Origin of the sequence: Mycobacterium sp. E740, assembly GCF_001672895.1 — a bacterium.
Lineage (GTDB): Bacteria > Actinomycetota > Actinomycetes > Mycobacteriales > Mycobacteriaceae > Mycobacterium.
Genome location: NZ_LZKP01000148.1, coordinates 1 through 13,099, shown reverse-complemented (window position 1 = coordinate 13,099; position 13,099 = coordinate 1). Strand labels below are relative to the sequence as shown.

Genomic DNA, 13,099 nt, shown 5'->3' with positions numbered 1-13,099 from the left:
ATTGGTTCGCGTTACTGCCAAATGCCTGTGCACGCAGAAGTCTGCAGGCCTCCAATCGGGCGGGTGCCGGCGTGCGGGTCGCCAAAATTCGTGGCTGTTAGCCGGCGATTGCCTGCAGCAGCGCTGTCCGAAGACGCTCCCAAACGACTTTCGGCTCCGAGCCTTTGAGCACCTCGATCGTCAGGACCGGTATGCCGCGGTCACGTCCTATGTATGAACCCAACGACCCAGGCGTCGGAGCGAACGAACTTGACTCCTCGACGCGTAGTCCACTAGCAGTCGAGAAGCGCTCCGCGATAACGCGAGCCGGACCGTCGAAGTTTACGAACTGACGGCCGGCCCAAGAGTGGGCGACAAGCACCAGGTTTGGTTGAATGCGATCGATCGTCTCGATAACAGCACGCGACTCAGGCTGATCCAGAGGTTCCCCACCGTTCGACGGGTCAGTCGTGTCGAAGTTCGACGCCGGAAAATTCCTATTAACGTCAACGCCGTTCCGTTATCTCGCGTGCCCGCCGCCCGTCCATCCGGATTGGCGTCCTCGAGGATCGTTAGAGTAACAGCGTCGCCCCGCCCAGTAGTTGCAAAGGCAGGCGGCAACTCGGCGGCCGAGTACGCGCCTTCTGGCTCGTCGCCGTGAATGCCGCCAATGAAGAGGACCTTCCGCGGCCCATGTCCGACGGTTCGTATCCGGATCGGTCGGCCTTGAACAGAGATCCCTACGATCTCCCAGCCGCGGGGCTCGGTTACGCCATTCGGCGCTTGCGTCAGGAATATCCGGGGCTGTGTGATTGGGAGGGCTGGCGGCGACGTAGGCATCGGAGCAGCCCGCTCAGAATCGCAACCATATGCCCCGACCGACGCGGCGAGAATGAGGACTAGGACCGGAAGCACTCGCCCGGGCATGATCACGGTAAAGCCCTTAGCGCTTCAGCCCCCATCAGCGCATGCTAATTCTGCTAATAACCTGCTTGTCAACGTTAAATGACCCCTCAACGGTTGGAAAACGACCCCTTGTAGTCATACTTCGGCGGTTGATCCGAGGACTCGCCCGAGGTCGCGGTCTTCGACGCGGCAGGAGTCCTTAAAAAGACCGTTGCAACACTTTCAGTACCTGCCTACGCCACGACGAGCCCTTGCCTTGCCGCCAGGCATGAGTTTGGACGGTTCTCACATGCAGCGGATCATCGGCCGCCCTTGGGAAGGATGGTGACAGTTCGCTGGGCGGTGATTTCGGGTTGGCCGTCTTGGTGAACTGTGACCGTAACCGTGTACACCCCTGGGCTGTGCGCGTTGAGATAACTTCCCGAGTTATAGGAGTCACACCCCGAGACCTCCTTGAATTCAGACGTCGCAGGACCCTCGATCTGCACCGTCGACTTACATCCCGAACGGACTTGCTCGGCTCCTGCGAAGGATTTCCAGAACACCTCGATCTTCTTGGCGCCGGTGTTGTCGGCCACGTAGGTGTCCCCTTCAACGCGGTCATAGGCCCAGGTCGTCACATCGATCCGGTTGATCGCCTCACCGGTGCTCTGACCGATCGGTCCCGACTGGCTGGTCGACGTCGGAATATGTTCCGACAACGTGAAAGTGAGGTGGTTATCGCCGCTCACTTCCCCGATCGCTCCGGTGACGTTGGCCAGGAACTGGTCGGGCAAGGTGGTCAGCAGACTGATCGCCACACCCATGCGGTGCAACACATAGTTGCGGTCCATCACCGCTTTGTCCGCCGCCGACAAACCGCATTGAGCCAACTCCGTCAGTGTTTGTCTGAAGTCGCTGACATTGCCCGGGATCACCGAGGCCGGCGCCTTGGCCATGGTTGTAAAGCAGTCCCACCCCTCCTTGCTGTCCTTCAGCGCGCTAAGCACCGCGTCGCCGTCCAGACCTACCATCCCCACCGCGGCAAGCAGCGTTTTCATTTGCAGCAGAACCGGATCGACATCGAGGTGGATCGTCCCGGAGCCGGTGCCCGCCGGCAACACCAACCTGCCGCTGCTTCTAGGGGTCAACAGATCCGCCCGGCCGGATGAGTTCTGGCGCAGCCACGAGGCGATCACATCGTCGCCGCCCAGCAACGGAGGGTTGCTGAACTGCCCGGCCGGGCTCGAGGTGACCCCGTAATACTGGCGGGTACCATTAGTCAATTCCACTGCGACCGCCCCACCACCGGCATCGCGCAGGCAGCCCGCAACCGGCCCAGCCTTCGACGGCGTCAATGTCAACTTGACCGCGCCGATCGTCGCCTCGCTCTTTCCCCGACACGACGAATTGGCCTGGCCCCCAACCTGCTTCCATGCATCGGTCACCGCACTTCCCACAATCCGCACGTTCGTAGCAATCACCTGAAATATGGACAAATGATTGGTAGTTGCCGTTACAGTCTTGGACCCCCGATCCCAAGTCGCCCTCAGCAAATCGGTCGCCGCGCCACCATCGCCGTCGGACATCGACCGCACCACCGGCTTCACCTCATCCTTGAAGGCATTCGCTAACTGAGGATCACCAGAGAGATCAAACTGAAGCGTTACCGGCGTCGCCGGCTTGCCACCGCCGCTCAAAGTCACCCGCACGGGCGGCCCCGCGGCGACCTCCGCCTCAAACGCCTTACCAACCGGCACATCGACTGGCGCCAACTCAACTACGTCCCTGCTGCCTTGCGCCGGAGTCGCCGTCACCCGTATCCGCCCGATCTCCCGGCTTACCGACCCACCGCTGCTGGATGTGCCCGATGCAGAGCCCGTCGACCGCGAAGGAGAAGCAGGCTCACTCCCGCAGCCCGCGACCACCACTAGTGCAACGACGAACGCAGCCGCGCCTCCGCAGCACCACAGCCGACCAGCCCGCGCCGCCATCACGGAAGCTGCGATAAAGACGCCAGCGCGACGGCCTCAAGCCATCCCGGGCCAAGACCGCGGGCAAATGCAGTATCAACCGCACTCGCCGTCTGAGCCGAGAATCCACCGGGATGACCGTGGCGCCCGCTACACGGGGCGCAAAGACCATCGGACCCCGTGCCACCGCAATCGAATTGGACGGATAAGGCGCCTACGTGCCTTAATTCGAAATCAGCCACAGCGATACCGTCATTGCACATCGGATCGAAAAAGGAAGGGCACTCTTCCAATATCGTTTCATGGAATCCTGTCCTCTACATCTCTGGCGGCCGCCGATACGGACTCGAGATGCGACGCGGAACGACCGGCGCAGCAATCAATTGAGTCTAGAAATCGGTGTGGGCATCGTCAATGGCGTCAAGCGCCTTGGGTATCAGCGAAACGCAGCGAGGGCTCCCTAAGCCGAAGCTTAGAAGTTCGAATCCTAGTCTTCAGTGTTCACGGCCTTGCCGATTGTCAATGGCCAAGTTGAAGTATCCGCTGGTGGCGAGATCAAAGTATCCACCCCGTGCGGTGAATCCTAGGTTGGCTTGGTTTGCTCCTTTCGGTGTTTGGCGTCTTTCATACGGTAGGAGTCGCCGTCGGTGATGACGACGGTGGCGTGGTGCAGCAGGCGGTCGAGGATGCTGACGGCGGTGGTCTGTTCGGGCAGGAACCGGCCCCATTGTTCGAAGGACCAGTGCGATCCGATGGCCAGCGATCGGCGTTCGTAGGCGCCGGCGACGAGGCGGAATAGCAGCTGGGTGCCAGTATCGTCGAGCGGTGCGAACCCGAGTTCGTCGAGGATGATCAGGTCGACACGTAGTAATGATTCGATGACCTTGCCGACGGTGTTGTCGGCCAGGCCGCGGTAGAGGGTCTCGACGAGGTCGGCGGCGGTGAAGTAGCGGACCTTGTGCCCGGCGTAGATGGCCGCGGTTCCCAACCCGATCAGGGTGTGGCTCTTGCCGGTGCCGGCGGGCCCGATGATCGCCAGGTTCAGTTGTGCCCGAATCCATTCCAGACTCGACAGGTAGTCAAGGTCTTCGGCGGGATCGATGAGGCGGCCAGATCGAAGCTCTCCAAAGTCTTGGGGACGGGGAACGCCGCTGCTTTGAGGCGGTTGACGACGTTGGAGGCGTCCCGTGCCGCCAACTCGGTCTCGACCAGAGTCCGCAGGACCTCCTCGGGCGTCCAGCGTTGGGTCTTGGCGGTGATCAGGACTTCGGATGCCGAGCGCCGAACGGCGGCCAGCTTCAGCCGCCGCAGTCCGACGTCCAGATCGGCGGCCGGCGGTGGAACCGACGGTGGTGCAACGGGTTCGGTGTCAGCGACCGGCGGTGAGGTCTTGGCCACGGGATCACCTCCCCGTCGACCCCCTGCGATCCTGTAGGCGTCCAGGGATCGGGTCAGGGCCACCGGCAGGTCCAGGATGAGAGCGTCGCCGGCGCGGCGGGTCTGAGGTGTTCCGGTGCCGGCAGCCAGGATGGACCGTACGTCAGCGGCGCGGAACCTCCGGAACGCCACCGCCCTGTGCAGCGCCGAGACCAGGGCATCGGTGCCGTGCGCGGCGCCTAGGGCAAGCAGCACTCCAATTCGGAGGCCAGGCGGGTGTTGCCGATCGGCGCGGCGCCGACCAGAAACGCCTGCACGTCCGCGCCGAGGTCGCAGAACATCTTCTCCACCGTGGTCTTCGGTCGAGGTCCGCGGTTGGGTGCCGAACGCGGGCCGCCGTAGTGGTCATCGAGGATCGACACACCACCGGGTGCGACGAGTTCGTGTTCAGCCACGATGACCCCGGTGGCGGGCTCGAGCAGGACGATTGCGCCGTGGTCGATGACGACGGTCACCGTGGTGCCGATCAACCTCATCGGCACCGAATAGCGAGCCGATCCGTACCGGATGCAGGACCGGCGGTCGACCTTGCGCAGCACCGACGGCGCCCCGTTATAGCAGAGTGGTGCACGATCCGGGTCTGAGGGTGAGATAGCTATAGATAGCCCGCCGTTTAGAAGGCCGAAGGATTGGAAGCTTAGTACCCCTATGCCCTCGGCTAGCTACCCGAGTCTAGTTGCGGGCAAATGTACTTAAGTATGAGTAGCCCTTGCTTAGAAGCCGGATCACCGGCGGCAGCTCTGTCCCTGAGAGGTCTAAAGAAGGCAGACCAGTCATCGACCCCTGGCTTTTGCTGGTTCCAAGTACGGCAGTTCGCCCATGCTTCCATAAAAATAGCGCCGTGTGTCTTCTGGACGCGCTCAACCTTGTGCGGGTACTGATCGGTGTTTGGGTTGATGGCAGGCACCAGATCGCATACCTGTCGAGCGTACATTGCAAGGCCGTTGTGCGGTATGTCTCCCCACGGCGGCTTACTAGTCTGGTCCGCCTCGGTGTACCAACCATCGCGGGTTGCTTCCACCATCGATTGCTCCTCGGGAGCCGTTTCACCTGCAAATATCTGTGTCGCGCTGTCGCCTATCATGCGAAGCAGTTCAGGTGCCGACACATCCGACTGGTTAGCATCAACACAGTCGGACTGAACCGCGGGGAGGTCCGACGCAGAACTGCCACGCGGTTCTCCTACCTGTGTTCCGTTCCTATTCCCGCCTTCGCATCCATTCAATAACAGGGCGATAAGGCCTACCGCCACCACCGTGAGAATGGCGTTGACCGCAACTAATGAGTTGAATGCAACCCCTGCCAACTTCAATGGCTTCAACGCCATCCCCCTCCGCCCGATAATTCCCGACAATGATGTTCGACCGCACTGTAAGCTCGACAGCGTGCCGACACAAGATAAAGGCTCTCGGGCAACTAGCACCTCGAGCCGAACGGGCACCATGCTGCCCCAATCAGCTAACGCCCACATTAACTAGAGCTGCTCCAGCGTTAACCGCCCGAGTGGATCAGAGTCAGCCGCCCGCTCCATTCGAGGTCGGCTCCCCCTGCTCCGTTGACGCCGCAATCCCGGCTCCACTCGCGCGTACCCATGGCTTCCTGCTTGTGCATCGGCCAAGGCGTTGATGTGCTGACGGTCTAGCCAAACGGGCCCTCTTGCGTGACGTTTGGGGAGCCTGAGGTCCGGCGGCCGCACGTAGCGAACGCACCTCACCGTGGCGGCCGCGACCGCTTTGGTGTGGTCGATGCCCTGTCCCATTTCCAGCCACCGACGACTACAGCTTGACTCGCATACGCCAAGTCGTTTCCATCACCACGCACCCGGAGGGCTTCAAGTGGCCCTTCTGCCGGTTTAGCCAAGACTGCTCGAGAGTTGCGAGGGTACTGCGCATCGGCGGGGTGAAATACGTACGCCTCAGCTGTTCACCTCGACAGTGTTGGCAAACCGTTCAGCTTCGCGCTCTGTCGTGAAACCGCACCGATCGGTCTGCCGGTTACCGGGAGTCCGGCATCTCACAGGTAGCGCTTCCCTCGCTTAGTTTTGCACGCCACACCCCAAATGCCAGCCCACAACCGTAGACAAAGGGTGGACGAAATGTGGGGAGACAGATATTCGTACGCCGTGTTGCTCGGTCTTTGATCGTTTGCTTGCTCACGGGAATCGGGAAGCATGTAGATGTCCGAGGCAGGGATACTAGAAGTCCCAATCCTCGTCTTCGGTGACGACGGCCTTGCCGATCACGTAGCTCGAACCCGAGCCGGAGAAGAAGTCGTGATTCTCGTCGGCGTTGGGTGAGAGCGCCGAGAGGATTGCCGGGTTGACGTCGGTCTCGTCGCGCGGGAACAGCGCCTCGTAACCGAGGTTCATCAACGCCTTGTTCGCGTTGTAGCGCAGGAACTTCTTGACGTCCTCGGTCAGCCCAACCTCGTCGTAGAGGTCTTGGGTGTACTCGACCTCGTTGTCGTAGAGCTCGAAGAGGAGTTCATAGGTGTAGTCCTTGAGTTCCTGTTGCCGAGCCGCGTCCTCCAGCGCAAGCCCCCGCTGGTACTTGTAGCCGATGTAGTAGCCGTGCACAGCCTCATCCCGAATGATCAGCCGGATCATGTCGGCGGTGTTCGTCAGCTTGGCCCGGCTGCTCCAGTACATCGGCAGGTAGAAGCCGGAGTAGAACAGAAAACTCTCCAGCAGCGTCGAGGCCACCTTGCGCTTGAGCGGCTCGTCGCCCTTGTAGTACCGCATGACGATCTCGGCCTTGCGCTGCAGATTCGGGTTCTCCTCCGACCAGCGGAACGCGTCGTCGATCTCGGCGGTCGAACACAGCGTGGAGAAGATGTTGCTGTAGCTGCGCGCGTGCACCGACTCCATGAACGCGATGTTCGTGTAGACGGCCTCTTCGTGCGGCGTGAGCGCGTCGGGAATCAGGCTGACCGCACCGACGGTGCCTTGGATCGTGTCGAGCAGCGTCAGCCCGGTGAACACCCGCATCGTCAGCTGCTTCTCGTGCTCGTTGAGCGTGTTCCACGACGGGATGTCGTTGGACACCGGCACCTTCTCCGGCAACCAGAAGTTGCCGGTCAGCCGGTCCCACACCTCGGCGTCCTTCTCGTCTTGGAGACGGTTCCAGTTGATCGCCGAAACCCGGTCGATCAGCTTCATGCCATCACCCATGAGAACCCCATTTCGCCTGGTCATCCGAGGCCTGAGCTATGACCAGCTCCGGCGTTTCCAACACTACAACTGGGGTCCGACTTTCGAGTGCAACACAACATCATGTGTCGAACGTGTCGGCTCCCTGTGTGCAACCAGATCGAAAAAGCGCCGCAATCCGCGCGGAATTGCGATCTCAGCGCACACTAGGCAGCCGCGCGGCGACGCTTGCCGAAGAACCGGTATTCCGACTTGTCGAACCGGCGCGTGGCCAACCAGTACTGCCAAGTCATCCCGCTCCACAGCGTCCGGTTGACGCCGTGCTCGTCGAGGTACCAACTCCGGCACCCGCCGGTGCTCCACACGGTGCGGGCCAGATCTCCCTGCAGTTCGGAGTTGTAGCGGTCCTGCGCCTCCCGGGTGGGCGCCAGCGCCTCGGCGTCCGCACGGTCCACCGCCGCGATCGCGTGAGCCGCGTAACGGATCTGCGACTCGATCATGAACACCACCGAGTTGTGCCCCAATGCGGTGTTGGGCCCCAACAGGAAGAAGAGGTTCGGCATATCGGCGACCGTGATGCCGCGCAGCGCCGCGATGCCCTCGCGGTTCCAGCGGTCCACCAGGTCCTCACCGCCCGGACCCTTCACGTGCACATAGGTGTACGAGTCGGTGACGTGGAAGCCGGTCGCGAACACGACCACGTCGACGTCGCGTTCGGTTCCGTCGGTGGTGACGATGCCCGTCGGCGTGAAGCGCGCGATGCCCTCGGTGACGACCTCCGTCTTCGGGTCGGCGATCCCGCGATAGTACGTGTCGGAGTTCAGGATTCGCTTGCAGCCGGCACGGTAGTCCGGGGTGAGCTTGCGCCGCAGGTCCCTGTCCTTGACCGACCGGCGGATGTTCCACTTGCCCAGCAGCTCACCAATTTTCAGCAGCCGCGGCTGCTTGGTCATCGCGAACCCGACACCTTCGTGGATCCAGTAGATACCGGCGCGCATCATCGCTCTGGTACCCGGCACGTTGGTGAACACGTCGCGCATCCACTCCGGAATCGGGTTGTTGGGCCGCGGCATCACCCACGCCGGCGTGCGTTGGTAGAGCTGCAGGGCGGCAACGTCCTTGACGATCTCGGGCACGATCTGAATTGCACTGGCTCCCGTGCCGATCACCGCGACCCGCTTACCGGTGATGTCGACGCTGTGGTCCCACTCGGCGGAATGGAAAGTCGCGCCAGCGAATTCGTCGAGACCGGGAAACTCGGGCACCAGCGGGATGTGCAGTCCGCCTGCACCGGAGATCACGAACTGCGCGACGAACTCGCTTCCGTCCTTGGTGAAGACGTGCCAGCGGCATTCCTCGTCATCCCAGTGCACGCGGTCCACATGCGAGCCGAACCGGATGTAGCGGCGCAGGCCGTACTTCTCGGTCACGCCCTTGAGGTAGTCGAAGATCTCGGGCTGAAACGACCACATGTGCTGCCAGTCGGGCTTGGGTTCGAACGAGAACGAGTACATGTGCGACGGGATGTCGCAGGCACACCCCGGATAGGTGTTGTCTCGCCACGTGCCGCCGATCTCGTCGGCCTTCTCCAAGATCAGGAAGTCGACTCCCTGCTTCTGCAAAGCGATGGCCATCCCCAGACCGGAGAAACCGGTGCCGATGATGACGGCGCGGGTGTGCACGGGGTGGGCTGCCGTCGCCTCTGGCGTCTGCTGCGCGACCGTCATGTTCAGACTCCCCTGCTTTCGGTGTGGACTATTCCCGGGAACGCCGGTACCGGGTACTTGCACAGTCTCCGGGGCGGGGGAACCGGTGTCAACGCGGCGTCAGGCGACGGGCTGTTGCTTGCGGACCGCGGTGTGGATCGGCTGGTCGGGGTCGATCTTTATGCCCAGCAGTTCGGCCGTGCCGTTGATCGCACCCACCATGATCGTCGTCATATGGGCGATGAACTGGTCGGCGGGCATGCGGCGCGGGCTCTCGTCGTCGGTACCGAGCCACCAGTCCGTCGCCGAGGCCGCAGTGCCGAAGATGGCGTATGCGGCCAGCTCGAACGCGGCCGGTTCCGAGGCCAGGTCCTTGAGTTGAGCGCTGATCATGTCGGCGACGGCCAGGGTGATCTCGCTGCCCTTGTTGACCGTCGTCATCGCCGCCGCCGACTGGTCGGCGAACCGGCCCTGCAGCAGGAACCGCACCACGTTCGGGTGGCTCTCGACCAGGTCGACGTAGTGCGCGACCCCTTGGCCGACGATCTGCCGCGCGGAGTCGTGCTCGACGTCGATCGACGGAATGATGGCCGCCCACAACATCTCTCGCATGCGCTGGCCGATCTCGCTGAACATGTCGGACTTGTCGGTGAAATGGCGGTAGATCTTGGGTTTGGCGGTGCCGGCCTCTTCGGCTATCTCACGCACGCTGACGTTGGGGCCAAGGCGGTCGATGGCGCGGAATGCAGCATCGACGATCTCGGCGCGGACCTTTTTGCGGTGTTCGCGCCAGCGCTCGCTGCGGGCGTCCACCTTGACGCCCGGCTCACCACTCGAACGTGGCCTGGAACCTCGTCGCACCCGGTCACTGTACCGCTCAGGCGCCGCTGACCTGCCCAGACCATGCGGCACCGCGTTTCGCGCGGCACCGGCCGGGTAATTCTGGCAACCGAAAGAGGCGGTCTCGGCGCAGGTAAGATCGCTGCGACAGCCGATCGACGAGACGAGTTTCATGACACAGCGATACGACCTGGTCATCGCGGGTGGCGGCCCTTCGGGCTCGGCCGCCGCGTGGCAGGCCGCGCAGACTGGCGCCAAGGTAGTGATTCTGGACAAGGCGGAATTTCCGCGCGCCAAGCCCTGCGGCGACGGGCTGACCGCCCGCGCTGTGAGCTATCTGCAGAAGATGGGACTGGCCGACGAGGTCGCCACCTACCACCGGGTGAACCGCGTGACGGTGTTCAGCCCGAGCGAGTGGGAACTGTCGTTCCCCAAGCGCCCCGGCATGCCCGATCACGGACACACCGTCAGCCGTGAGCGCCTCGACACCACACTGCTCAAGCACGCCGAGTCGGCGGGCGCCGAAGTGCGCCAGAGCGCCGAGGTGTCCGGGCCGATCGTCGAGAACGGCCGCGTGATCGGCGTGACGCTCAAAAGCGGCGAGAAAATCTACGGCGATGCGGTGATCGCCGCCGACGGTGCCTACTCCCCTATCAAGCGTGCGCTGAAGATCGACTCGGAGTACAACGGCTACTCGGCGATCGCGATCCGCTCCGAGATGCCTGCCAACCGGCCCGATTCCGACAGCTTGGACATCTACCTGAAGCTCGTCTTCGAAGGTGATCAGCTGCCCGGCTACGGCTGGGTGTTCCCAATGGGCAACGGAATTTTCAACATTGGCCTGGGCTACGTCAACAGCTACAAGAACTGGCAGTCGATCAACGCGACGCAGTTCCTCGGCGACTTCCTGCGCACCCTGCCGCCGGAGTGGGAGCTGCCGCCGATCGAGGAGCTGAAGAAGAACAAGAGCGTGCGGGCGTGGCGACTGCCGATGGGCTTCACGGCGTGGCCGCCGTGGCGCCCCGGCGTGCTGTTCACCGGTGACTCGCTAGGCGCGGGCAAGCCCGCCTCCGGCGCGGGCATCTCCAAGGCGCTGGAATCCGGACTCGCCGCAGGCGAGTGCGCGATCGCGGCGCTGACCAACGGCGGCCCTGACGATTTCACGAACTACGCGCAGCGGATGGAAGCGGCGTGGGGCCGGGAATATCGGCGCGGCCGCTACTTCCACAAGCTGCTCGGCCAGCCGCGGCTCGCCAACGCCGGCATCAAGCTGATCGACAACGCGGCGTTCCGCGACCGGATGCTCAAAGCGCTGTACAAGAAAGCACAAGGTCCGCAGCACACCCCGAAGTGACTAGCCGCCGGCGACGACTGTCAGCAGTACCGCGGAGTCTTCGAGGGCCGAAAGGCTGTGTCGCTCGCCCGGAATCGCGAGGTGGTCACCTGCGATGCCGTCGACGCTTCCGCTCACCGCGCTCAGCCGCACTCGTCCGCGCAGCACGAACAGCGTTGCCTCGCCGGGGCTTTCGTGCTCATCGAGTCCGTTCCCGGCGGCCAACGCCAGCAACGTCTGCCGTAGTGTGTGGTCGCGGCCGCCGTAGACGGTACGTGCCGCGCGCCCATTGGAAGCGGCTTTCGCTGCGGCGATCTGTTCTTCTGCCAACGTGGATAGCGACACGACAGTCTGATCAGTCACCGTATTCCTTCTCTCTTCCCGGTATTCAGCGTCCGGGCCGCAGCACCAGGCCGATTTCGCAGGAGCCGCCTTGCGGATCGGGCACCACCGACACCTGATACCGGGCACCGATCGCGTCGGTGTTGAGGTCGATCACTTCCTGGATGAGCCCTTGCTGGATGCCGCGGACCACTTCCGGCGCCGACGCGGCGACTTCGGCCAAAGGGCAGGTACAGATCTGCACGGTGAACTCGCCGAACGAGGCAAGTACCGAACGCACCTGGAAGCCGAGCTCGTTGAGGGTCAGCACGACGAGGTCGCTGACGGAGGATTCGGCGCGCCGCCGTGCCACACGCACGCGGTGCGCGAGGTCCGCACCGATGTGCAGCCCACGCGCTTCGCGCTCCTCGACGGTTCCGCCCAGGTGCGCGGCGAACAGCGACACGATCTCGGCGTAGTCGAGGCGCGGCGCGATCTCGTACGTCAGCCGGGGGCGGCCCGCCCCCCGATTGCGCACGTCGCCGCTGCGTCGGACGAAGCCCTGGCCCTCGAGGGTGCTCAGATGAAAGCGAGCCGTGGTGACGTGTATCTGCAATGAGTCGGCGATGTGCTGGGCATCGACGGGCTGCGCCGCGGACCGCAGCAGGTGCAGGACGCGCTGTCGCTGGTGACCTGCCGCCCGGTCCGCGGGGGCACCGAGATCGTGGCGCGGCGTTGGCATCCTCCGAGTCTGTCACGGTGTCGGTACGACGCCGACGAGCGCGACGGCGGTCAAGGCATGCCGGTACCGATGGAAGGTCTTGCGCATCCCGATGACGCGTTTGCGGGCGGCAGGCCTGACGATCAGGTTGCCGACGATCCGCAGTGCACCGGTGAAGCCTTCGTCGGCCAGCACCCGCGCCGGATTGAGCAGCGCCATCGGCGCATGGCCGACGGCGACAACCTCGAAGCCGGCGTCGGTCAGCAGTTGTGACCACTCGCTCGTCGTGAGCGGACGGGCGTTGACTTTGATCGCGCGTGCCATGTCGCGGCGGATGTCGTCTTTGTTCTCCTGCGCGAGGGTGTCGGGCTTAAGGCCCAGTTCGTGGATCGCGTACCGACCGCCCGGCCGCAGGACCCGGAACGCTTCGGCGGCAATCGCCCGTTTGTCGCGGTCTCCCTGCATGGTCAGCATCGCTTCGCCGATCACCAAATCGGCACTGCCCGAAGGCAAGCCGGTGTCGGCGGCGTTGGCGACCACCACGTCGCCGTCGACGGGGGCGACGATCGTGCGCACGGCTTCCGAGGTGGCGGCGGTGTCGTCGACGCCGACGTAGGAGCGCGGCCGCAGAGCGACGATATCGCTTGCGGTGCGGCCCAACCCCGGCCCGAGCTCGACGACGTCGGCGCCCTGTACTCCTGCCGCCGCCAGCAGCCGAGTGGTCAACTCCAGGCCGCCGGGACGCAGCACCCGTTT

At 63.5% G+C, this 13,099-nt stretch carries 8 protein-coding genes and 3 pseudogenes; 1 reads left to right on the top strand and 10 read right to left on the bottom strand.

Annotation, left to right across the window (positions count from 1 at the left end):
- Window positions 1-97: 97 nt before the first annotated feature.
- The 7 genes and pseudogenes from A5663_RS23850 to A5663_RS14130 all read right to left on the bottom strand — a co-directional run.
- Window positions 98-481, bottom strand: a pseudogene (locus tag A5663_RS23850) (hypothetical protein); the annotation flags it as partial.
- Window positions 482-1,184: 703 nt separating this feature from the next.
- Window positions 1,185-2,576, bottom strand: a complete 1,392-nt coding sequence (locus tag A5663_RS23050) for a hypothetical protein (RefSeq protein WP_156744486.1) — start codon at window positions 2,574-2,576, stop codon at window positions 1,185-1,187.
- 844 nt (window positions 2,577-3,420) lie between these two features.
- Window positions 3,421-4,235 (bottom strand): annotated as a pseudogene (gene istB, locus A5663_RS14150) (IS21-like element helper ATPase IstB).
- Between the two features lie 27 nt (window positions 4,236-4,262).
- A pseudogene (locus A5663_RS14145) lies at window positions 4,263-4,825 on the bottom strand (IS21 family transposase); the annotation flags it as partial.
- 1,643 nt (window positions 4,826-6,468) lie between these two features.
- The gene (gene nrdF, locus A5663_RS14140; RefSeq protein WP_197503397.1) at window positions 6,469-7,443 is read right to left on the bottom strand and encodes a class 1b ribonucleoside-diphosphate reductase subunit beta; all 975 of its coding nucleotides are present in this window, start codon (window positions 7,441-7,443) and stop codon (window positions 6,469-6,471) included.
- Between the two features lie 185 nt (window positions 7,444-7,628).
- Window positions 7,629-9,149: an NAD(P)/FAD-dependent oxidoreductase gene (locus tag A5663_RS14135; protein WP_068149936.1), complete on the bottom strand. Its 1,521-nt coding sequence runs from the start codon at window positions 9,147-9,149 to the stop codon at window positions 7,629-7,631.
- A gap of 99 nt (window positions 9,150-9,248) precedes the next feature.
- Window positions 9,249-9,989, bottom strand: a complete 741-nt coding sequence (locus A5663_RS14130; protein WP_068149945.1) for a TetR/AcrR family transcriptional regulator — start codon at window positions 9,987-9,989, stop codon at window positions 9,249-9,251.
- A gap of 151 nt (window positions 9,990-10,140) precedes the next feature.
- On the opposite strand from A5663_RS14130, the gene A5663_RS14125 reads away from it, so the two are divergent.
- A complete protein-coding gene (locus A5663_RS14125; RefSeq protein ID WP_068149933.1) occupies window positions 10,141-11,322 on the top strand; it encodes an NAD(P)/FAD-dependent oxidoreductase in 1,182 nt (393 codons plus the stop codon).
- On the opposite strand, the gene A5663_RS14120 is transcribed toward A5663_RS14125, so the two are convergent.
- The 3 genes from A5663_RS14120 to A5663_RS14110 all read right to left on the bottom strand — a co-directional run.
- Window positions 11,323-11,664, bottom strand: coding sequence for a cupin domain-containing protein (locus A5663_RS14120; RefSeq protein WP_068149930.1), 342 nt, complete (start codon window positions 11,662-11,664; stop codon window positions 11,323-11,325). It abuts the gene before it with no gap.
- A gap of 25 nt (window positions 11,665-11,689) precedes the next feature.
- Complete coding sequence (locus A5663_RS14115; RefSeq protein ID WP_068149927.1) at window positions 11,690-12,364, bottom strand: metalloregulator ArsR/SmtB family transcription factor; 675 nt, start codon at window positions 12,362-12,364, stop codon at window positions 11,690-11,692.
- A gap of 12 nt (window positions 12,365-12,376) precedes the next feature.
- The coding region (locus A5663_RS14110; protein WP_068149924.1) for a class I SAM-dependent methyltransferase at window positions 12,377-13,099 on the bottom strand (723 nt) is incomplete at its 5' end.

Excerpts from the sequence above, each read along its gene's own strand:
- nrdF (WP_197503397.1), bottom strand. The coding sequence starts at position 7,443 with ATGGGTGATGGCATGAAGCTGATCGACCGGGTTTCGGCGATCAACTGG.
- A5663_RS14135 (WP_068149936.1), bottom strand. The coding sequence starts at position 9,149 with ATGACGGTCGCGCAGCAGACGCCAGAGGCGACGGCAGCCCACCCCGTG.
- A5663_RS14125 (WP_068149933.1), top strand. The coding sequence starts at position 10,141 with ATGACACAGCGATACGACCTGGTCATCGCGGGTGGCGGCCCTTCGGGC.
- A5663_RS14115 (WP_068149927.1), bottom strand. The coding sequence starts at position 12,364 with ATGCCAACGCCGCGCCACGATCTCGGTGCCCCCGCGGACCGGGCGGCA.